Consider the following 20,596-nt stretch of genomic DNA (forward strand, 5'->3'; position numbering starts at 1 on the left):
CCCCCGAAATGGGCTATAAAGTCGTCGTCGTAGGCGCCACAGGCAATGTGGGCCGCGAAATGCTGAATATTCTGGACGAGCGCCAGTTCCCGATCGATGAGATTACCGTGCTTGCGAGCCGCAAATCTCTCGGCACCGAAGTCAGCTTTGGCGAGAAAACCCTCACGACGTTGGACCTTGATACGTTCGACTTCACGGGATGGGATATTGCTCTGTTCGCGGTTGGCTCTGACGCGACCAAGAAATACGCGCCTAAGGCTGCAGCGACCGGCTGTGTTGTCATCGATAACTCGTCGCTCTACCGCTATGATCCTGACGTGCCGCTGGTCGTCCCAGAGGTCAATCCAGAGGCTGTGCTGGGCTATTCCAAGAAAAACATCATCGCGAACCCGAACTGTTCGACTGCGCAGATGGTTGTCGCTCTCAAGCCGCTGCACGATCGTGCACGGATCAAACGGGTTGTTGTCAGCACTTACCAGTCGGTATCGGGCTCTGGCAAAGACGCGATTGACGAGCTATGGAACCAGACCAAAGGCGTCTATGTTCCTGGACAAGAAGTTGCGCCAAGCGTTTACCCAAAACAGATCGCATTCAACGTGATCCCGCACATCGACGTGTTCCTCGACAGTGGCGAGACCAAAGAAGAGTGGAAAATGGTCGCCGAGACGAAAAAGATCATCGACCCCTCGATCAAGGTCACTGCAACCTGTGTGCGTGTTCCGGTCTTTGTCGGCCATTCGGAATCGATCAATATCGAATTTGAGGATTTCCTCGACGAAGAAGAAGCCCGTGAGATCCTGCGCGAAGCGCCGGGCATCATGGTGATCGATAAGCGCGAAGACGGTGGCTATGTCACGCCGGTTGAATGTGTGGGTGACTTTGCCACGTTCATCAGCCGCATCCGTCAGGACAGCACAATCGACAATGGCCTGAACCTGTGGTGCGTCTCTGACAACCTGCGCAAAGGTGCCGCATTGAACGCTGTACAGATCGCCGAAACACTGGGCGCGCGGGTCCTCAAAAAGGGCTAAGCCCAGCGATCATGTGAATTAAAGGGGGGGGCGGCCAATAGGGCGCCCCTTTTGCGTTAGAACCGCTCGGCGCGCAGAACTTGGCAATCGGTGATCGTCACCACGCCAATATGCCGTTCGACCACGGCGAACGCCGCATCAAGCAATGCATCAAGACGGTCCTCGCGAATGATACAAACGAATTGAACCATGCCGCTGGCAGGCGACATTTGGCCAGAACGTGACCAATCACCTGAACGACCAGATCCCCCGAGGACGGGCAGGATCGTATAGCCCGTCATACCAGCATCCGTCAGGGCATCGCGCAGGCGGCGTTACATGATCGCTTCGATCGCGATCTCGACCAGTTTGGCGTCGTGGGTTTGCATGGTTCAGCTTCCTGTCACAGCACTTGCCACCGCCACATAGAGCGGGATGCCAACCGTCAGGTTGAATGGAAATGTCACCCCTAGAGATAAGGTCAGATAAATGGATGGGTTTGCTTCGGGGAGGGCCACGCGCATCGTAGCAGGCACAGCGATATAGGACGCTGATGCCGACAGCACCATGAACAGCGCCCCCCCCGTGATAAGCCCCAAGAGCAAACCTGCACCAAGTCCTAAGGTGCTGCCAATCAGCGGCATCAGGACACCAAAGGCGAGGATGCCAGGGCGCAAAATCCCGTTTCTTCCGCGAAGACCACGACCAGCCACTAGCCCCATGTCCAAGAGGAACAGGCACAGCACGCCCTTGAACGGCGATACGATGAATGGTGCTATTTCTTTGAGCCCCTCGTCGCCCGTAGCCCAGCCGATAAAGAACGCCCCAACAAGCAGGACAATTGAACCGTTGAGCAAAATCTCACGCCACAACCCTGCGTCCATCCGTGCATCTGTACTGCCGCGCGAGATCAACCAGAGTGTGGATAGGATCGCAGGGGCTTCCATCGCGACAGCGACCATATAGCCTTCGGACGCGATGCCCGAACTCTCAAGTGCTGAAGTCGCAGCAACAAAGGTCACAATGGAAATTGATCCATAGTGGGCTGCGACAGCTGCCACATCCAATCGACTAAGGGATGTGAGAACGTTGAGCAACACATAGGCGATCAGCGGCAGCACTGCTGACAGAAGGATGCCCGCTAACAAAGACAACCCTAGCGTTGCATCAATCCCATGATCGGCAACACTTACGCCGCCTTTAAATCCAATTGCGAACAACAAATAGATTGAGATCGCCTTGGCCGCAGCCTCGGGCACAGCGAGATCCGAGCGTGCGAGAGAGGCCGCAACACCCAACGCAAACGAAAAATGATCGGAGACAATAGATTGCTAGCAACAAGCGAAAGTATCTGATCCATATATTGTCCTACTAAAGAAAATTAGACCGGCAGGAACGCATCCGTATCAGCGTTGTAGAATTCCAGACCACCCTGACCGATGTCTGTCCACAACCCATGTAGAGTGAGGCGTCCATCGGTCACGGCATCTTTTACGAACGGAAAGGTCATCAGGTTTTCAAGCGAAGTAAGAACCGCCTCTTTTTCCAACGCGCGGATGCGTGCGGCCTTGTCTTCGATGTCTGACGTACGGTCAAAGCCGGGACGCAGAATATCCATCCAACGCCCAATAAAGCTTGTCTTTTCTTCCAGTTCGGGCGCATGGCCGGAACACATGTCATAGCATCCCTGAACACCGCCACAGCTGGAATGTCCCAGCACGATGATATGCGCAACTTTGAGGCCGGTGACCGCATATTCGACAGCAGCTGATGTGCCATGATTGGCCCCGTCCGGCAGATACGGTGGCACCAGATTTGCGATGTTTCGGTGAATGAAGAATTCGCCCTGTTCCGCGCCAAAGATCGACGTCACATGCACGCGGCTGTCGCAGCACGAAATGACCATGGCACGTGGATGCTGACCGTTCTCGGCCAAATTTCGATACCAAACGGCGTTGTCTTGATAGGTCGTCGCTTTCCAACCGTGGTAGCGTTGAGCCAAATACGACGGAAGGGGTTTGCTATTATTCATTGCGGAGGTCCTCATAGTATCGCCGTCGACATAGAGCGTTTTTTAGGGAATTTCGAGCGATTTCTTGGAAGGGTTGGAAAGGAATTGGGAACCATCACTGGCTAGATTTGTTGTGGGGTAAGTGAAGTGGAAGGAGACAGGTCGTGGGAACTGTCACGCAACTCAAACCGTCAGAAGACATAAACATCGATCTTGATCGGTTGGTCGAGGTTTACGAAAAAATGGGGGCGACAGGTAACTCTGACGCCGTGGTCCGTGCCGTTGAACATATCGAGGATCAATTGGTCTCGATCAGCAGGCTCTATCACGCAGGTCGTTTTCGCGAAGCAGGCGTTCACGCAGACAATTTGTCTTGCATCGCCGCGCAGATCGGAATGGACAGCCTCGTTTCGGTGGCGACGGATGTAACCGTCTGCGCCGAGGCTTCTGATACCGCAGGACTAGGCGCCACCGTTGCCCGTTTGACGCGGATCGGGACACAATCGCTTGATGCAATAACCGATCCACCTATGTCCGCAGGCTAGGATGCTTGCGGTCGACGACAAAGGGTCTAGGCTAGCCGAAAACTGACTTCAGGAGCGTCGTGCCATGTCCCCTTCTTTTGCTGCTAGCGATACAGACACCATCCCACTGTTCGCGGTTCCGTCAGAGGCGTTTGATCTGTCCGCATTGGGCCTGGCGCCTGCGCAAAAGGCATGGGTTACGGCACAGGGGTTTACGGGTGCCTTGGGCTCGGTTGCGACCGTGCCAGACGCAGATGGCAACATCGCCTTGGCGCTTGCAGGAATGGGAACAGCATCGGCTCGGCGTCGCGGTCGATTCCACCTCGCAACGGCGGCTGCCAAATTGCCCCAAGGGACCTATCATATCGCCGGAGGCATTGCGCCCGAAGATTTAGAAGAAGCGACGCTTGGTTGGCTGCTGAGTCAGTACCGTTTTGACCGCTACCGTGCTCAACCTGCCGCTCGCGCAGCGCTTCAGACACCGGCGACGGTGGACGCGGCCAAAGTCATCGCAATGGCCGAGGGCGAGTTTTTGACCCGCGATTTGATCAACACGCCTGCATCAGACATGGGCCCACCCGACGTCGAAGCTGCGGCGCGTGAACTGGCCCAACAACATGACGCAACAATCAGCGTGACCGAGGGCGATGACCTGTTGGCTGGCAACTTCCCTATGATCCACACGGTGGGCCGCGCCGCCGATCGCGCCCCGCGTTTGATTGATATGACATGGGGCACCTCTGGCCCCAAGCTTACTCTCGTGGGCAAAGGTGTGTGCTTTGACACTGGCGGTTTGAACATCAAACCGGGTGGATCAATGGGCCTGATGAAAAAGGACATGGGCGGCTCGGCTGCGGTTCTGGGTCTTGCGCATATGATCATGGGGACGGGGCTGGAATTGCGACTGCGTGTTTTGATCCCAGCCGTGGAAAACAGCATCAGCGACAATGCCTTCCGCCCCCAAGATATCCTGACCTCCCGTAAGGGGCTGACAGTTGAAATCAACAACACAGATGCCGAGGGCCGGCTTGTTCTTGCAGATGCGCTCGCGCTCGCGGACGAAGAGCCGACCGATTGTATCATCTCTATGGCGACCCTCACCGGGGCTGCACGGGTGGCCGTTGGGCCAGATCTTGCCCCCTATTTCACCGACGATGCAGCGACCGCGACCGCGATCGAATCCTCGGCTGCGGCCAATGCTGATCCGGTGTGGCGATTGCCGTTTCATGATCCCTATGAATCGATGATCGAACCGGGAATCGCTGATTTAGACAACGCGCCAAAAGGTGGGTTCGCGGGGACGATCACTGCGGCCTTGTTCCTGCGTAGGTTTGTCGAAAACAGCCCGCGCTATGTGCATTTTGATATCTACGGGTGGCAACCCAGCGCTGCGCCTGCGCGCCCCAAGGGTGGGGTCGGCCAAGGCACCCGCGCGATCCTGAACGCTCTGCCAGAAATCTTGGGGCTGTAAATGGACCGTCGCACAACCTTTGCCAATGATCGGGTCGCCCACATGTCGCTGGCCGGTGTCGCCGATGCGCCGCGCTATGACATCGGGATACAGATGTACGTGGCCGATACCGTTGCTGACCTCCTTGCCCGCCCGAACGGAAAACGCGATCGGCAGGTCTTGCTCGGTGCCCAGTTGGACGTTCTTGAGACACATGAAGGGCACAGCTTTGTCAGGTCGGTGCGCGATGGCTATGTTGGCTATATCGCCGAGGATGCGCTGGCCCAAACCGCGGCACCCACCCATTTGGTCAGCACACCTGCAACGCATATCTACGCCGCCGAAAGCTTTAAGTCCGTTGATCTGCAGCGCGTGGTGTTCGGCGCGCGCGTCACGGTGATAGATGAACGCCCCAAGATGTTCGAAACGACGCTTGGGTTTGTTCCGAAAAAGCATTTGCGCCCAATCGATCATCCGATGGCGGATTTTGTGACGGCGGCCCAGCTGCATTTTGGCGTGCCCTATCTCTGGGGTGGCAACAGCACCAGCGGCATCGACTGCTCGGGTCTGATCCAAGCGGCGTGCCATGCCTGCGATATCGACTGTGCTGGCGACAGCGACATGCAAGAGGCAACGCTAGGCCAAGAGATCGCGCTGGACGCCGACCGCCAACGCGGGGATCTCTATTTTTGGAAGGGTCACGTCGGAGTCTTGGTCGATGCCGACACGCTCTTGCACGCCAACGCGCATCATATGGCAACGGTTTATGAGCCGATTGAATCCGCCAAAATCAGAATTGAGGCTCAGGGCGACGGCCCTGTCACCAAACGCCGCAGGCTCTAGTCAACGGCGCGGATCAGCTTGCGTTCAAGCACGCGCAGAACCGTTTTCAGATCGTTTCCGCGTTTCAAGATTTGTCCATCCAAACCGATCACAGAATACTGCCCCTGCTTGAGCCGTAGCTTGGGGCGCTTTTCTATGCGGTACAGTGGATGTTCCGCCGTTCGACGAAAAACTGAAAACACAGCAACATCGCGAAGATGGGAAATTCCGTAGTCACGCCATTCCCCAGCGGCCACCATCCGACCATAGAGCGATAGGATCACACCCAGCTCGGTCCGGTGGAAAGCAATCTGTTCAGGGGCACGTCCGGGAAACGGAGAGGGGGGCTGCGCGTTCATATGAACAGAGTTGCGTCATTCGGCTCGCAAATCAAGCCATGCCTTTGTTTGGCCGCGAATAGACCACCAAAAAACCCTTCACGAACCCCAAAGCGGCCTAGATCACCTGCCAAACTTGTCTCAAGCGAAACGCACCCTTGGGCATGGCGGTATTCTAGCCCCCACCCAGTTCGTCAGGTTCAGGGTGTTTCGCGAACAGATGGGCTCAGCCGCGAGGCAGGGCCTTTTCTGCATTTAGCCACAGGTGATTTGATAAATCGTGTTGTTGCCGTCGACCATAAAGTTGATCCGCTTGGTCAGCAGGTCTTGGGTGACAAGCGAGCCGGGGTAGATCACCCGTACAGGCGCAAGGATCAGTTCGGTTTCCAAGGTTGTAGCATCTTGGCCGATGAATTGCTTGTATTCAGAGGCTTTGCAGCTGTCGTATACGCCCGTTGGAAAGGCTGGCCCGTTCAGTTCGGGTGCCGGTGTTTCAGTGTCTGCCGGTGTGCACGCTGAGACAAGCAATGCCAGCGCCGTGGCTGTGATCCCAATTCTCATTTTATTCCGCTCCACTCGGTCTTGTTTCATGCTTCATAGCACACAGAATTGAGCGCTTGAATTGAATTGCACTTTATTAGACTTTTAAGACGAAGAATGAGGGAGGGAGACCCAAATGAGAACCCAAGCTGCAGTTGCATTACAAGCTGGTAAGCCGCTCGAAGTGATGGACGTAAATCTTGATGGCCCCCGCGCTGGAGAGGTGCTGGTCGAAATCAAAGCCACTGGCATTTGCCACACAGATGAATTTACCCTCTCTGGCGCTGATCCCGAAGGGCTGTTCCCTGCGATCCTAGGGCACGAGGGCGCGGGCGTTGTGGTCGAGGTTGGCCCGGGTGTGACGTCACTCGAGGTCGGCGATCACGTGATTCCGCTTTATACGCCGGAATGCCGGACCTGTGATTATTGTCTGAACCCTAAAACGAACCTGTGCCAGTCGATCCGTTCGACCCAAGGGCAGGGACTTATGCCTGACGGTACCAGCCGTTTTTCCATGCTCGATGGCACGCCGATCCTGCACTACATGGGGTGTTCGACGTTTGCGAACCACACGGTTCTGCCGGAAATCGCACTGGCCAAAGTACGCAAAGACGCGCCTTTTGACAAAATTTGCTACATTGGATGTGGTGTGACCACCGGTATCGGCGCGGTCATTAATACAGCCAAGGTCGAAATCGGCTCGACTGGGATTGTCTTTGGTCTGGGCGGTATTGGCCTCAACGTGATCCAAGGTTTGCGCCTCGCGGGTGCGGACCAAATCGTCGGTGTCGATCTGAACAACGACAAAAAAGCAATGGCCGAGCGTTTCGGCATGACTGATTTCGTGAACCCTAACGACGTTGACGGCGACATGGTTGGCCATCTGGTCGAACTAACGGGCGGCGGTGGCGACTATACCTTTGATGCGACAGGCAATGTGAACGTGATGCGCACCGCGCTGGAATCTGCACACAAAGGCTGGGGCGAAAGCATCATCATTGGTGTGGCTCCTGCTGGCGCCGAAATCTCGACCCGTCCATTCCAGCTTGTCACAGGACGCAGCTGGCGCGGTACGGCCTTTGGCGGTGCACGCGGTCGGACGGATGTGCCAAAGATTGTCGATTGGTACATGGACGGCAAGATCGAGATCGATCCGATGATCACCCACACAATGGGCCTGAATGACATCAACAAAGGATTCGATCTGATGCACGCTGGCGAAAGCATTCGCTCGGTCGTGGTCTACTGATCTATTCTGGAAATCGTCAAAGCGCCCGGACGTGTTCCGGGCGTTTTGCGTTTATGCGGTCGCCTTGTAGCGGCACATGAACATATCAACAGCACCGTGGACCACGCGATTGATCTCGGTCTCGTTAAATTCCGTATCAATCCCAAACACTAGACGCGGGAACATGTCCGCTTTGCACAGTTCGGCAAATTGATCAGCGGCCAAATGGCAATCGTCGATCTGTAGCTCTCCGCGTGCGATCGCCTTTTGCAGGAATTCGACCATCAGCTTGTGCATCTGCTCGGGGCCTGTCTCGTAAAACTCGCGGCCCAATTCAGGAAAACGGTCGGCCTCGGCGACGCAAATGCGAAACACCCGTTGTCCCAGATCGGAAAACAGGAACGACGTGAACCGCTGCGCGATGATGGTCAGCACCTCGTCAGCAGGCAGGCTCATATCAATTTCATCAAGCGCCATCTCTGTTTGGCGGCGGCATTCGTTTTTGGCGACCTCCATAAACAGCAAGCGTTTGTCGGGGAAATAGCTATAGAGCGTCGCCTTGGACACGCCAGCGTTGCGCGCAATGTCGTCCACGCTCGCCCCTTCGAAGCCATCGGCCATAAAGACGTCACGAGCGCCTTCTAGCACTTGGTCGAATTTGCGTCCTTTGCGGACGGTGGGGCGCATTGCGGTCATAAAGGCTCCTGTGTGGAAATCTAACTATAAACTGTTTGGTTCAGCTCGAACAAGACAACAAAAAAGGCGGGCCCGAAGACCCGCCAAATGTGCTGATAGAGGGCAGGGATTATTCAGTGGCTGCGCAACCCAACTGGGTCAGGGTCGCGGGATTAACGCAGCCTTGGCCAACATCAGGGGTGGAGGGTGTCTCGGGGAATGACAGGTTCGGCAACGTCACAGCCAGTCCGTAAGCCGAGGCCGGTGCGGCGAGTGTCAGTGTGAGTGCGGCGGTCAGGGCAATCAGGGTCGGTTTCATCTGGGGTCTCCATAACTAAACTGGTTGGTTCAGTTTCCTATCTATACCGATCAGTTCACTTTGCAAGATGTAAATGAACTAAACGGTTCACTTTTCTGACTTGCTAAATTTCCCATCGTCACTACTTTAGAAACATTCTAAACTAATAGGCCCCGTCATGATCCTCGGATTTGAACACCGACGTCGTTTCCGCGACCTGTCAGAGCAAGAGGTTCTGGCCCTCGCCATCTCATCCGAAGAGGACGACGCACGTATCTACCGCAGCTATGCGGAACATCTGCGCGCTGACTTTCCCTCATCGGCGGCGGTCTTTGACGGGATGGCGTTAGAAGAGGACGGTCACCGCCGCGCTTTGATCGACCTGCACACCGCACGCTTTGGCGATGTGATCCCATTGATCCGACGTGAACATGTCTCGGGCTTCTATGCACGCCGCCCTGTCTGGCTGATCGAAAACCTGTCGCTGGACCGTATCCGCGACGAGGCCAAACAGATGGAACGGGACGCCGCACGGTTCTACACCTCGGCTGCTGCAGCCACGACAGATGCCGCTACGCGCAAACTGCTCGGTGATCTCGCCGCTGCTGAGGCCGGTCATTCCGAACGCGCCCAAGAGTTGACAGATGAACATTTAACCGAGGATGACCGCTATACCGAAGCGTCCGCCGCCCACCAACAATTTGTGCTGACATGGGTGCAACCGGGCTTAGCGGGTTTGATGGACGGTTCCGTATCGACCCTTGCGCCGATCTTTGCGGTGGCCTTTGCGACTCAAGACACGTGGACCACATTCCTTGTGGGTCTCGCCGCATCTGTTGGCGCCGGTATCTCGATGGGCTTTACCGAAGCTGCGTCAGACGATGGTGAGATTTCGGGTCGCGGCTCGCCCATCAAACGCGGTGTGGCCTCTGGTGTCATGACCACGCTGGGCGGCTTGGGTCACGCGCTGCCCTATCTGATCCCCGATTTCTGGACGGCGACCACGGTTGCGATCTTTGTTGTGATTGTCGAGCTTTGGGCGATCGCGTGGATCCAGAACAAATACATGAACACGCCGTTCTTTCGTGCGGCGTTTCAGGTTGTTCTCGGCGGTGCATTGGTCTTTGCCGCGGGTGTCTTGATCGGCTCGGGCTAGCGCGCGCAGGCCAAGATATGCTAGGTCTCGGGCGTGATTGAGATATTCCTGAAAACACTGCCCTTCTTTGCGCTCATCGGTCTAGGCTATGGGGCAGGACGCACGCGGTTTTTTACACCCGAAGCAACCGCTTACCTGACCAAGTTTGTCTTCTACTTTGCCCTATCGGCAATGCTGTTCCGGTTTTCGGCAAATCTATCGTTGGCCGAGATCATGAACTGGCCGCTTGTCGTTGCCTACCTCTGGGGCTCGTTTGTTGTTTACTTGCTTGCCACGCTTGTCGCCTTATTGCGCAAGCGCGGGATCGAAGAGGCCGCCGTCGAAGCCCAATGCGCAGTGGTCGGCAACGTCGGATTTCTAGGTATCCCCATGCTAGTCTTGCTGTTGGGCGAGGCCGCAATCGGGCCAGTGATGCTGGTCCTTGCGGTTGATCTGATGGTGTTTGGCAGCCTCATCGTAATCTTGATCACAGGCTCGCGCGACGGTCGAATGTCTTTGGGTATGTTGCGCACCGTGGGCTTGGGTCTTGTCTCCAATCCAATGATTGTCTCAATCACGTTGGGCCTCATCTGGTCCACCCTGCGGATACCGATCCCTGCGCCCATGAACGAATTTTTGGCTCTGCTCGGTGCGGCAGCCACCCCTGGTGCATTGTTTGCGATTGGGGCCTCTCTTGCCAGCAAATCTGCCGAACGGGTTAGCGTTGCGGGTTGGCTCAGCCTTTGCAAATTGGTGCTACACCCGGCCGCTGTGGCCGTCGCAGGCCTACTGGTGTTCTCAGTTGATCCCTATGCCGCTGGCGTCATGATCGCCGCCGCCGCCTTACCTGTTGCGGGCAACGTCTACATCCTCGCACAGCACTACGGCGTCGCCCCTCAACGGGTGTCAGCATCGATCCTGATCTCGACCGCGATCAGTGTTCTGACGGTGTCATTTGTGATTGCATGGGTGACAATTTAGGGCGTCTAAGTTAGCCCTAGTTCAACACGCATGAATAAAGGGGCTCGTCATGGAAACGATTTCAGAAAACATCTGTTTTGGTGGAACGCAGGGCGTCTATAAACACGCATCGACCGCCACCAACTGTGACATGACCTTTGCCGTGTTCTTGCCTACTGAGGCACGCGATGGACCCGTCCCCGTTTTGTGGTTCTTGTCCGGTCTAACCTGCACCCACGAAAACGCCATGACCAAGGCAGGCGCACAGGCATGGGCGGCCGAACAGGGCATTGCCCTTGTCTTCCCTGACACATCTCCGCGCGGCGACGGTGTCCCCAACGACGATGCCTATGATCTGGGCCAAGGCGCAGGGTTCTATATCGACGCAACCGAGGCGCCATGGTCCGAACACTTCAAGATGTGGTCCTACATCGCGACAGAGCTTCCCGCGCTCTTGGGCGAGAACTTTCCATTGGATATGGACCGTCAATCGATCACGGGCCATTCGATGGGCGGCCATGGTGCGTTGACCTTGGCCATGTCATTGCCGGGGCGGTTCCGTTCCGTGTCGGCATTTGCGCCGATCTGCAACCCAACGGCCAGCGATTGGGGCCGCAAACAATTCGCGGCCTATTGGGGTGACGAAGCAAACTGGGGCCCTCACGACGCAACCCTTTTGATGCAGGACGGCGGGTTTGACGGTCCAATGCTGATCGATACCGGAACCGATGACCAATTCTGGGATTTGCTTGGAACCACGGCGCTCGCGGCAGCGATGACAGATGCACGTCAAAACGGCCTGTTGCGGCTGCAAAAGGGCTACGACCACAGCTATTTCTTTATCTCAACCTTTATGGAGGACCACGTGAGCTTCCACGCCGAGGCGCTCTGGGCATGATTTACGTCGACGCCGATGCGTGCCCGGTAAAGTCCGAGGTCGAAAAGGTTGGCTCGCGACATCAAACCCGCATGTTCATCGTTTCAAACGGCGGCTTGCGCCCTTCGCAAAATCCATTGGTCGAAACCGTGATCGTCCCAGACGGTCCCGACATTGCAGACATGTGGATCGCTGACCGCGCCACCGTGGGCGATGTGGTGATTACGGGTGACATCCCACTGGCCGCCAAATGCGTTGAGGCTGGAGCACGGGTTCTCAAACACAACGGCGAGGCACTGACACAGGCCAACATCGGCAATGTGCTGGCAACCCGCGATTTGATGGCCGACATGCGCGCGGCCGATCCGTTTCGCCAAGGGGGTGGCAAACCGTTTTCCAAAACTGACCGCTCGCGTTTTCTTGACGCGTTAGAGCGTGAACTGCGCGCTGCCGCACGAGAGACACCATGACAATCAAGGCTGTGATCTTTGACATCGGAAATGTGCTGATCGAATGGCAACCTGAACGGTTCTTTGACAGGGTTGTGGGCGAGGACCGCCGCCGCGCCATGTTTGCAGCGGTTGATTTGCACGGAATGAACGACCGCGTGGATCGGGGCGAGACGTTTCGCGATGTAATCTACGACACCGCAACAGCCTATCCCGAGTTTGAGGCCGAAATCCGTATTTGGCACGACCGTTGGATCGAAATGGCCGCACCGGCGATCCCCCATTCTGTCCGTTTGCTGCGCGCTCTGCGAACAGCGGGTGTTCCGGTTTATGCTCTGACGAACTTTGGCATTCAGACGTTTGATGTGGCCGAACCCGTCTATCCGTTTCTGGGTGAATTCGAACGGCGCTATATCTCGGGGCATATGGGCGTGATCAAACCCGATGCAGACATCTACGCACAGCTCGAAGCGGACGTGCCAGAACAACCCGACACGTTGCTCTTTGCAGATGACCGCCAAGAGAACTTGGATGCCGCCGCTGCACGTGGCTGGCACACCCATCTGTTTGACCATCCCGCAGGATGGGCGGACCGTTTGGTCGCCGAAGGATTGTTAACGCAGGAGCAAGCTCAATGACGTTTCACAACATTCCCTTTGCCGAAGGCGAAGCACATCTCGATTGGATGGAACTGACCCGCGCCATTGCCAAGGGTCACAATCGCCCCAAGGCACAAGTTGAGGACACGTTCATCTACCGCGGCACAGACACGCTGTTGTCTCGCGCAGCATGGATCGACGGGATGGGGTTGGCCGTGAAATCCGCGACTGTGTTCCCCGGAAACCGCGACCACGGCAAACCGATGATCGGGGGCGCGGTCAGCTTGTTCTCGGACACGGATGGCTCTCTAGAAGCCGTCATCGACTTTCACCTGATCACCAAATGGAAGACGGCGGGTGACAGTTTGCTCGCCGCGACACGGCTGGCGCGCCCCGACAGCGAAACCATTCTAATCGTCGGTGCGGGTACCGTGGGCCATTCGTTGAAACAGGCGTATTCGGCGGCGTTTCCTGAGGCGCGTTTTGTTGTTTGGAACAGAACGCCCGCAGGCGCTGACACCTTTGCCGCGCAATACAGCAACGTCGACGTGGCGACTGATCTGGAAACGGCAGTCATGTCTGCCGACATCATTACTTGTGCGACCATGTCGACCGCGCCCCTGATCCAAGGTGATTGGCTGCAACCCGGTCAACATCTCGATCTCATTGGAGCCTACCGCCCTGATATGCGCGAGGCTGATGATGTCGCGTTGCTGAGGTCTCGGGTATTTGTTGACAGTTATGACACAACCCTGGGTCATATTGGCGAAATTAAAATACCACTTGAAAGTGGCGTGATCGATCGTGATCGTATCGTGGCTGACTACTATGATCTGGACCAATTCCAGCGCCAAACACCACAGGACATTACGATGTTCAAAAATGGCGGCGGGGCGCATATGGACCTGATGGTCAGCAAATATGTTTTGGACCAATGGGTGGCAGCTACGTGATTTGGGGTCTCATCGGACTTGGTGTTTTGGCGGTTCTCCCGTTCGTGCTTGAGGCACGTCGCGAGGTGCCAGACACTGCCTTTGCTCCCGGATCTATGGCTGACCTGTCCCAAGGCCGCACGCATTTTCGTTGGATCGGGCCATCCCACGGACCGATCATTGTTGCGGTCCACGGGCTCACCACGCCGTCGCCCGTTTGGGAAAAGATCGCGGATGGTTTGGCCAAACTTGGCTACCGCACATTGGTGTATGATCTGTACGGGCGTGGGTTTTCAGACGCACCCAAAGGGGACCACGATCGCGCGTTTTACCTGCAGCAGCTGGATGATCTTCTCGAACATCAAGGGATCACGGGTCAGTTCGTCTTGATGGGCTATTCGATGGGGGGATCAATCGCGACCACCTATGCCGCCCGATCTCCCAGCCGCCTGACACGCCTCTTCTTGGTGGCGACTGCGGGGCTCGAGACAAATGATAGCGCCTTTTCCAAGCTCTGCGTCAAAACGCCGTTTCTGGGTGATTGGCTGCATGCTTTGGTGCGCCCGATGCGCAGCCGGTGGGCGTTGTTTCGGTCGCGCAAGGTCGCGTCCGAAGTGGGCGGAATTAACGAACTGCAGCGCGCCGAAACCTATCGCCGTGGGTTTGCCCCCGCCGTGTTATCCAGCCGCCGCCACATGTTGGCTGAGTTTATGATCGACGATCACCGCAGCATCGCACGGTCAGCCATTCCTGTGATCGCCATTTGGGGCGAAGAAGACCGCGTCATCCCGATCCGTGCCTTGGGCACATTGGCACAACTGAACCGTGAAACGCGCCAAGACGTTGTGCAGTACGCGGATCACGGCCTGCCGTTTACACACGGATCCAAGGTCGTTGAAAGCATCCAACAGGCTATGGCCGGCGGACATTAGGCCGCCGCTGCGGGCAACGGGCGTTCCTTGATCGGCAAGTGAACGATCGCCGAAAACGCGCCGACACCGACACCTACCCACCAGACTGCGTTGTAGTTGCCATAGATATCGTACAACGCCCCACCCAGCCAGACACCCAAGAAGCTGCCCAACTGGTGGCTAAAGAACACGATCCCATAGAGCGTGCCCATATACCGAAGCCCGTAAATATGCGCGACAAGACCGCTGGTCAGCGGCACCGTTGCCAGCCACAGCGATCCCATCGTGATCGAAAAGACAATCACTGTCATAGGCGTGATCGGCGTGAGAATGAAAATGGCCGCGATCACGGTGCGTCCTGTATAAATGCCCGCCAGCAGATATTTCTTGGAATACCGTTTGCCCAACCAACCAGCAAGAAGCGTGCCGCCGATATTGGCTAAACCGATCAGCGAGATTGCGACCGCGCCTAGCGCCGAGGTGGTGGTGATACCTGCGCTATGAAGCACACCACCCACGGCAATCGGTCCGCACATTTCGGTGACAAACGCAGGGAAGTGCGCGATGATAAAGGCCAGCTGGTAGCCGCAAGAAAAGAATCCCAAAAAGATCAACGTATAGGACGGATCGCGAAACGCTTTCTTGAGGATCGCGCCCATCGATTCTTCTAGCTCGGCTTTGGTCGCCACTGTGGGCGATCGCATAAAGGGCAATGTCATCAGCGTCGCAAGGATCAAACCCGCAAAGACAAGGAACGTCGTCTGCCACGTGAGGAATGTCAGCAAGTATTTTGCAAGCGGCGCACCAAAGACTTGGCCTGCCGAACCTGCCGCCGTTGCAATCGCCAGTGACATGGACCGGTTTTCATCTGATGACGCTCGTCCCACAACCGCGAGGATCACACCAAAGCCTGTGCCCGCAATGCCAAAGCCGACGAATACTTCGTACATTTGATGCGCGATCGGTGTTGTCGCACCCGAGCTTAGGATCAAACCGGCCGCATATGTAACAGCGCCTAGAATGATGGCCTTTCGGTCTCCAACCTTTTCTGCAATCGCACCAAAGATGGGCTGACCTATTCCCCACGCAAGGTTCTGGATCGCGATCGCCAACGAAAATTCAGACCGCAGCCAACCGAACTCTTCAGCGATCGGGATTTGAAACACCCCAAATGACGCCCGGATCGCAAAGCCGGTCATGATAATAATGCAGCCCGCAACTAGGACAGGTGTGATCAAAGAGGTCCGTTGTTCCATGGCCGCGACGTTGGGGGAATTTGCACAGAGGGTCAATTCATCAGTTGTGATCTGCACCCCACGAATTGCGATATGCCGATTGGCCCTGTCCCCACCAGTTTTGACACGAACCAAGACATAGTGACTTTTCTGCGGACCGTTGCACGCGTATGTCAGGGGTATGACGATGTTGCAGACCTATCAGGCCCGCGTGGCGGCAGGAACGCTGACCACTGATCCCGCACAGGAATTGGTGATGGCGCAGTTTGATCGAATTGCCGAAGGGCTGACCGAGGCAAAGCCAACAGGGTGGTTCCGCAAAGCGCGGCCAGCTCCCAAAGGGCTGTATCTGTGGGGCGGTGTCGGTCGTGGTAAATCAATGTTGATGGACCTGTTTGTGTATGGATTAGATGTACCCGTGCGCCGCGTCCATTTTCACGCCTTTATGCAAGAGATTCACGCGGCCATGCACGAGGCCCGCAAAGACGGCGTCGAAGATGCCATCGCACCTGTCGCGGCCGAGGTGGTTCGCACGGTGCGTTGTTTGGCGTTCGACGAGATGCAGATCACGGACATCACGGATGCGATGATCGTCGGGCGCCTGTTCGAGGCGCTGTTCGCGGCTGGCGTGGTCGTTGTGACAACGTCCAACCGCATCCCTGATGATCTCTACAAGGACGGGCTAAACCGCCAACTGTTTCTGCCGTTTATCGAACTGCTCAAGGACCAGATGGTCGTGCATGAATTGGCGTCCCCCACGGATTATCGGCAGGATCGGCTTGCCGGATCACCGGTTTATTTCACCCCAGCTGACGGTGCGGCGCGTACGGCCATTGATGCAATCTGGGATGGGCTGACAGGCGGGCGGGGCGCGCCACTGACGTTGCGGGTCAAGGGGCGTGATGTCGTGATCCCGATGTTTCACAATGGTGTCGCGCGTGCGCGGTTTCATGATCTGTGTGGCCAGCCGTTGGGGGCTGCCGACTATCTCGCGCTTGCTGAAACTGCGCGGCTGCTGATCCTCGAGGCAATCCCGTGTTTGGGCCGCGACAATTTCAACGAGGCGAAACGCTTTGTGACCTTGATCGACGCGCTCTACGAGGCGCAGGTCAAACTGATCGCCAGCGCTGATGCGACGCCCGAGATGCTCTATCTCGAAGGTGAGGGAACATTTGAATTCGAGAGAACGGCCAGCCGTCTGCGCGAGATGCAAAGCCATGGGTGGGGCGGCTGACTTCTCTGGTCAACCTGCCCCGTCAGTGTGTTCTTAGATGGCAGGGATCAGCAAGCGCTGACCAATGCGACTCCGATCTGGGCTAGCCAGAATGCCGCGATTTGCGTTGAAGATCGCGTTATAGCTCGATGTGTTTCCGTAGTAGAGCAGCGAGATCGCAGCGAGACTATCGCCAGATACCACTGTGTAGAACTGAGGCTCGCCATTCGTAGATGGACGGGCCGCAGGTGCCGTTGGGTTGAATGCTGCGTTGCTGACCGCCGCGTTGCCACAGTTGGATGTGAGGCCGTCACATACGTCGACGGCTTGCTCGACGAGGCTCAGCAACAATGAACGTGTGTCGACCGAACCACGGCTGTCTACCAGACCATCAGGAACTTGGATCAGACCGTTGTTTGCCGCATTGCGCAGCAGTTCTTCGACTTCGACAGTGTCACGACCGCGGTTCACTTCAGAGACCGCACCGTTGGTGATCGCTTGTTGCAGTGTCGCTGCGCCACCGACGCTGCTGATCCGTGCCGCTGCTTTGCGCATCAGGGCGACTTGGGCGTCGCGTGCAGTGTCGGTTGTGTTCGGCTCGGCTGTTGTGACGTTGCCTGTTTCAACCTGTGGGGCTGCAGGTGCTGTCAAAACGTTGGATGCCTCGAGGCGTGTCACGATGTTCTCGACTGATGGTGTGTCTGCTTCGACAGGCACTTCGACGATCTGAACAGTGGGCTGCAACGTGGCGCGTGCGATTTGGTAGGTCACGAGGCTGCCGACGACAAAGGCGAAAACGCCGATCGCTGCAAAGGCATACATGCGCGAACGATCCGATTTTATGCAACGATGGGTGCCGCTGACGCCGCCTCTTGGGGGCGTTGCAAGAAGCTAGGAACCGCAGCCGAAGCGTTTTCGGGGTGAGGCAAATTTGTTGTGAGTTTTGGCGACATTGGATCCTGGCTCATGATTGTGGTTCAACGAATGACAGTCCGAGCCCAGCGCAAACCTGCATTCCGCCTCTGTAATATGCGAGCTTTTCCGTTGGGAAATTCGCGTCGATTAATAACGCAACCAATTGCTGCGCCTGCTCTGAACCCGGGCCCGAATCGTAAATCATCAGGTCATAGGCGTTACTAAAATCGTATCCGTTGCCTTGGGGTACGCCGCCCAGTGCCGCGAGGATCTGCGCGCTAAAGGGGTTAGTTGGCGCGACCGTTTGGGTTGGAACATTGACCGAGCTTACGATGAAGCCGACCTGACGCTCGCGCGGGATGCGTGCGTCGGTCAACAGGCCCGATCCGTCTTCGACTTGGCACGTCAGAAATTTGATCAGTTCAATTTCGCCGACCTTTGCGACCCGTCTGTCCACTTGCAGCGCATTTTCACATAGACCTGTGCAATTCTCACTGCTTTCAGCAAAGGCGGCGAGTGCGGCGGTGTTAATTTGTGGCGACTGTGTGATGACCATACGTTGGCCGTTGAAGACAAAAGATGTGCCTTCACTTTGGGCCTGCGCGGTGGTGCTCAACATTATCGCGAACGCAAAGCTCGCCCTTAAAATCTTTTTCATCCTAATGCCCCCCCAGAGGTCCAAAGCACTTTATCTGGAAATAATGGCTGGCAGGCCCAGTGCTTTTTGGTTGTGACACAACATATCGGGGCAAGGTGATTCGCTCGTCAAAGCAAAAACGAATCGCTAATTCGCTTTTTTTGAGGGTGAGTCGCAACTGTGACGGGTGTCAGCCGTGGGTTTTTAGGATGTCGCCCGCCAAATAAAGTGACCCACAGATCAAAATGCGGGCATGTGGCGCGTCTTGGACGATCTGCGCGACGGCGGCTTCGACTGATGGCATAGGTGTCGCAGACAACCCCGCCCCGATAGCTGCATCTGCGGTCTCTTGGGCGCTCAACGTCGCGGCCTCGTTTTCGATCGATACCGCATAGACATGCCGCGCAAAGCTGGCGAGCGGTTTGAAATATCCGCTCACGTCCTTGGTCTTGAGCATGCCGGTGATCAGATAGGTCTCGCGATCAGGATGTTCAGCCAAGGTTTCGGCAATCGCAATCGCCGCTGCAGGATTGTGCCCACCATCCAACCAGAGATCGGCGCCCTTTGCAGCATCGACCAGTGGCCCCGTCGCCAACCGCTGCATCCGCGCAGGCCAAGTTGCGTTGCGCAGAGCGGCCTCGCAAACCTCGGGCCTCAATCCCAAATGACGCAGAGCGGCAATCACCATCCCCGCATTCTGAATTTGATGCGGACCCGGCAGGGCGGGGCGCGGCAAATCCAGCAATCCAGTATCATCTTGGAACACGACGCCATCGCGCTCGGCTTCGATATGCCAATGCTGCCCTTGGGCAATGATCGGCACACCCAGCGCGGCCGCACGATGTTCGATCACGGCCATGACTTCTTCGTGTTGGCGTCCAATGACGCAAGGGACACCCTGTTTGATGATCCCAGCCTTTTCGCCCGCGATTTCGGGCAGTGTGTTGCCCAGAAATTGTTGGTGATCGATATCGATAGGCGTGATGACTGACAGTGCTGGTTGTTCCACAACATTGGTTGCGTCCAAGCGCCCGCCCAAGCCAACCTCGAGCAGGACGTAATCCGCAGGTACCCGAGAAAAAGCTAGGATCGCTGCGACTGTCGTAATTTCGAAATAGGTAATGCTCTCGCCGCCATTGGCTGCGTAACATTCGTCCAGAATATCTGTCAGCAACTCTTCGGAAATCAGCGCGCCTGCCAAACGGATACGTTCATGAAACCGTGCCAGATGCGGCGATGTATAGGCATGTACCCGCAGACCCGCGGCCTCGAGACCCGCGCGGATCATAGCCTGCGTCGACCCTTTGCCGTTGGTGCCAGCGATATGAATGACGGGCGGCAGTTTGTTCTGCGGGTTGTCCAGCGCCTCTAGCAACCGCCAAACACGATCCAGCGTTAGATCAATGATCTTGGGGTGAAGCGCCATCATGCGCTCGAGAATGACATCCGATCCTTGCGTCATAAGAGACCCTTCTCTTTGCGGTGGATCAGCAAAAGCCCGCCACCCGCGACAACATCAAATCCGGCACAGAACATAGGCCACCATTCAGGGGCAGGGTGATGTGTCGCGTGGAACACTGCGTCCATGAAACCATGTGCGATCAGCCCAGCCGCAATGACTGGCACACCGATCCGAAACCCAAATACCGCCCAAATAATAAACACACAGAAAATACCGATATGTAGGACTTGATCCCAAATCGTTCCGGCGTCAAACGCAAAAACAGGAAAGAACAAAGCGACTGCAATCAGCATTACTGCTGCCGCTGCGCGCTCTGCGATCATGCCCGTTCGGGCCATGCCCACAATTGTCAAAAGACCTAAACCACCGCCTATC

Annotated in this window: 25 protein-coding genes and 1 pseudogene; 13 read left to right on the top strand and 13 right to left on the bottom strand. The window is 56.5% G+C overall.

Annotated features, from left to right (window positions below):
- Nucleotides 1-8 precede the first annotated feature (8 nt).
- Nucleotides 9-1,031, top strand: coding sequence for an aspartate-semialdehyde dehydrogenase (locus tag TR2A62_RS13360; RefSeq protein ID WP_009160070.1), 1,023 nt, complete (start codon nt 9-11; stop codon nt 1,029-1,031).
- A gap of 56 nt (nt 1,032-1,087) precedes the next feature.
- Here the strand turns inward: TR2A62_RS13360 and TR2A62_RS13365 are convergent, their stop codons facing one another.
- The 3 genes and pseudogenes from TR2A62_RS13365 to TR2A62_RS13375 form a co-directional block, all read right to left on the bottom strand.
- Entirely contained in the window at nt 1,088-1,339 is a 252-nt protein-coding gene (locus TR2A62_RS13365) for a transcriptional regulator (RefSeq protein WP_223296169.1), read from the bottom strand.
- A 63-nt stretch (nt 1,340-1,402) separates the two neighbouring features.
- Nucleotides 1,403-2,370 (bottom strand): annotated as a pseudogene (locus TR2A62_RS13370) (sodium-dependent bicarbonate transport family permease).
- A gap of 21 nt (nt 2,371-2,391) precedes the next feature.
- Entirely contained in the window at nt 2,392-3,042 is a 651-nt protein-coding gene (locus tag TR2A62_RS13375) for a carbonic anhydrase (protein ID WP_009157418.1), read from the bottom strand.
- Between the two features lie 143 nt (nt 3,043-3,185).
- Here TR2A62_RS13375 and TR2A62_RS13380 point away from each other — a divergent pair, with 143 nt between their 5' ends.
- From TR2A62_RS13380 to TR2A62_RS13390, 3 genes are all read left to right on the top strand, one after another.
- On the top strand, nt 3,186-3,566 hold the full coding sequence (locus tag TR2A62_RS13380; RefSeq protein ID WP_009159959.1) for a hypothetical protein: 381 nt from the start codon (nt 3,186-3,188) through the stop codon (nt 3,564-3,566).
- A 64-nt stretch (nt 3,567-3,630) separates the two neighbouring features.
- Nucleotides 3,631-5,016, top strand: coding sequence for a M17 family metallopeptidase (locus tag TR2A62_RS13385; RefSeq protein WP_009158908.1), 1,386 nt, complete (start codon nt 3,631-3,633; stop codon nt 5,014-5,016).
- The gene (locus TR2A62_RS13390) at nt 5,017-5,838 is read left to right on the top strand and encodes an NlpC/P60 family protein (protein WP_009160743.1); all 822 of its coding nucleotides are present in this window, start codon (nt 5,017-5,019) and stop codon (nt 5,836-5,838) included. It begins immediately after the preceding gene.
- On the opposite strand, the gene TR2A62_RS13395 is transcribed toward TR2A62_RS13390, so the two are convergent.
- Nucleotides 5,835-6,176 carry a DUF2794 domain-containing protein gene (locus tag TR2A62_RS13395; protein ID WP_009157613.1) on the bottom strand — a complete coding sequence of 114 codons (342 nt, stop codon included), beginning with the start codon at nt 6,174-6,176 and terminating at the stop codon, nt 5,835-5,837. The two genes, TR2A62_RS13390 and TR2A62_RS13395, sit on opposite strands and share 4 nt — an antisense overlap.
- A gap of 234 nt (nt 6,177-6,410) precedes the next feature.
- Nucleotides 6,411-6,716 carry an I78 family peptidase inhibitor gene (locus TR2A62_RS13400; protein ID WP_009158332.1) on the bottom strand — a complete coding sequence of 102 codons (306 nt, stop codon included), beginning with the start codon at nt 6,714-6,716 and terminating at the stop codon, nt 6,411-6,413.
- A 115-nt stretch (nt 6,717-6,831) separates the two neighbouring features.
- Between TR2A62_RS13400 and TR2A62_RS13405 the strand changes: the two genes are divergently transcribed.
- A complete protein-coding gene (locus TR2A62_RS13405; RefSeq protein WP_009158907.1) occupies nt 6,832-7,944 on the top strand; it encodes an S-(hydroxymethyl)glutathione dehydrogenase/class III alcohol dehydrogenase in 1,113 nt (370 codons plus the stop codon).
- Between the two features lie 51 nt (nt 7,945-7,995).
- Here the strand turns inward: TR2A62_RS13405 and TR2A62_RS13410 are convergent, their stop codons facing one another.
- Complete coding sequence (locus TR2A62_RS13410; RefSeq protein ID WP_009159984.1) at nt 7,996-8,619, bottom strand: TetR/AcrR family transcriptional regulator; 624 nt, start codon at nt 8,617-8,619, stop codon at nt 7,996-7,998.
- Between the two features lie 109 nt (nt 8,620-8,728).
- Nucleotides 8,729-8,917: a hypothetical protein gene (locus tag TR2A62_RS13415; protein WP_009158024.1), complete on the bottom strand. Its 189-nt coding sequence runs from the start codon at nt 8,915-8,917 to the stop codon at nt 8,729-8,731.
- Between the two features lie 157 nt (nt 8,918-9,074).
- Here TR2A62_RS13415 and mbfA point away from each other — a divergent pair, with 157 nt between their 5' ends.
- The 7 genes from mbfA to TR2A62_RS13450 are packed head-to-tail and all read left to right on the top strand — an operon-like array spanning nt 9,075 to nt 14,780.
- Nucleotides 9,075-10,052 (top strand): iron exporter MbfA, encoded by a 978-nt coding sequence (mbfA, locus tag TR2A62_RS13420; protein ID WP_009159060.1) that lies wholly within the window; start codon nt 9,075-9,077, stop codon nt 10,050-10,052.
- Nucleotides 10,053-10,085: 33 nt separating this feature from the next.
- Entirely contained in the window at nt 10,086-11,012 is a 927-nt protein-coding gene (locus TR2A62_RS13425) for an AEC family transporter (protein WP_009159234.1), read from the top strand.
- A gap of 49 nt (nt 11,013-11,061) precedes the next feature.
- A complete protein-coding gene (gene fghA / locus TR2A62_RS13430; RefSeq protein ID WP_009160220.1) occupies nt 11,062-11,889 on the top strand; it encodes an S-formylglutathione hydrolase in 828 nt (275 codons plus the stop codon).
- Complete coding sequence (locus tag TR2A62_RS13435) at nt 11,886-12,338, top strand: YaiI/YqxD family protein (RefSeq protein ID WP_009158643.1); 453 nt, start codon at nt 11,886-11,888, stop codon at nt 12,336-12,338. The genes fghA and TR2A62_RS13435 overlap by 4 nt, the downstream gene beginning before the upstream one ends.
- Entirely contained in the window at nt 12,335-12,955 is a 621-nt protein-coding gene (locus TR2A62_RS13440) for an HAD family phosphatase (RefSeq protein ID WP_009159193.1), read from the top strand. Before TR2A62_RS13435 ends, TR2A62_RS13440 begins: the two co-directional genes overlap by 4 nt.
- Nucleotides 12,952-13,869, top strand: coding sequence for an ornithine cyclodeaminase family protein (locus TR2A62_RS13445; protein ID WP_009159626.1), 918 nt, complete (start codon nt 12,952-12,954; stop codon nt 13,867-13,869). Before TR2A62_RS13440 ends, TR2A62_RS13445 begins: the two co-directional genes overlap by 4 nt.
- Entirely contained in the window at nt 13,851-14,780 is a 930-nt protein-coding gene (locus tag TR2A62_RS13450) for an alpha/beta fold hydrolase (protein WP_009158221.1), read from the top strand. Before TR2A62_RS13445 ends, TR2A62_RS13450 begins: the two co-directional genes overlap by 19 nt.
- On the opposite strand, the gene TR2A62_RS13455 is transcribed toward TR2A62_RS13450, so the two are convergent.
- Nucleotides 14,777-16,015 (bottom strand): MFS transporter, encoded by a 1,239-nt coding sequence (locus TR2A62_RS13455; RefSeq protein WP_040821553.1) that lies wholly within the window; start codon nt 16,013-16,015, stop codon nt 14,777-14,779. The genes TR2A62_RS13450 and TR2A62_RS13455 overlap by 4 nt on opposite strands.
- 160 nt (nt 16,016-16,175) lie before the next feature.
- Between TR2A62_RS13455 and zapE the strand changes: the two genes are divergently transcribed.
- Nucleotides 16,176-17,228, top strand: a complete 1,053-nt coding sequence (gene zapE / locus TR2A62_RS13460) for a cell division protein ZapE (protein ID WP_040820763.1) — start codon at nt 16,176-16,178, stop codon at nt 17,226-17,228.
- Nucleotides 17,229-17,261: 33 nt separating this feature from the next.
- Here zapE and TR2A62_RS13465 read toward each other — a convergent pair whose 3' ends face one another.
- From TR2A62_RS13465 to TR2A62_RS13480, 5 genes are all read right to left on the bottom strand, one after another.
- Nucleotides 17,262-18,029 carry a LysM peptidoglycan-binding domain-containing protein gene (locus TR2A62_RS13465; RefSeq protein WP_009160633.1) on the bottom strand — a complete coding sequence of 256 codons (768 nt, stop codon included), beginning with the start codon at nt 18,027-18,029 and terminating at the stop codon, nt 17,262-17,264.
- A 17-nt stretch (nt 18,030-18,046) separates the two neighbouring features.
- Complete coding sequence (locus tag TR2A62_RS19425; protein ID WP_255346162.1) at nt 18,047-18,175, bottom strand: hypothetical protein; 129 nt, start codon at nt 18,173-18,175, stop codon at nt 18,047-18,049.
- Nucleotides 18,172-18,780, bottom strand: a complete 609-nt coding sequence (locus TR2A62_RS13470) for a hypothetical protein (RefSeq protein ID WP_009157899.1) — start codon at nt 18,778-18,780, stop codon at nt 18,172-18,174. Before TR2A62_RS13470 ends, TR2A62_RS19425 begins: the two co-directional genes overlap by 4 nt.
- 169 nt (nt 18,781-18,949) lie before the next feature.
- Complete coding sequence (locus TR2A62_RS13475) at nt 18,950-20,221, bottom strand: folylpolyglutamate synthase/dihydrofolate synthase family protein (protein ID WP_009157578.1); 1,272 nt, start codon at nt 20,219-20,221, stop codon at nt 18,950-18,952.
- A complete protein-coding gene (locus tag TR2A62_RS13480; RefSeq protein ID WP_223296119.1) occupies nt 20,218-20,559 on the bottom strand; it encodes a hypothetical protein in 342 nt (113 codons plus the stop codon). Before TR2A62_RS13480 ends, TR2A62_RS13475 begins: the two co-directional genes overlap by 4 nt.
- Nucleotides 20,560-20,596: the final 37 nt, after the last annotated feature.

The sequence above is a fragment of the Thalassobium sp. R2A62 genome, from assembly GCF_000161835.1.
Taxonomy (GTDB): Bacteria; Pseudomonadota; Alphaproteobacteria; order Rhodobacterales; family Rhodobacteraceae; genus Thalassobium.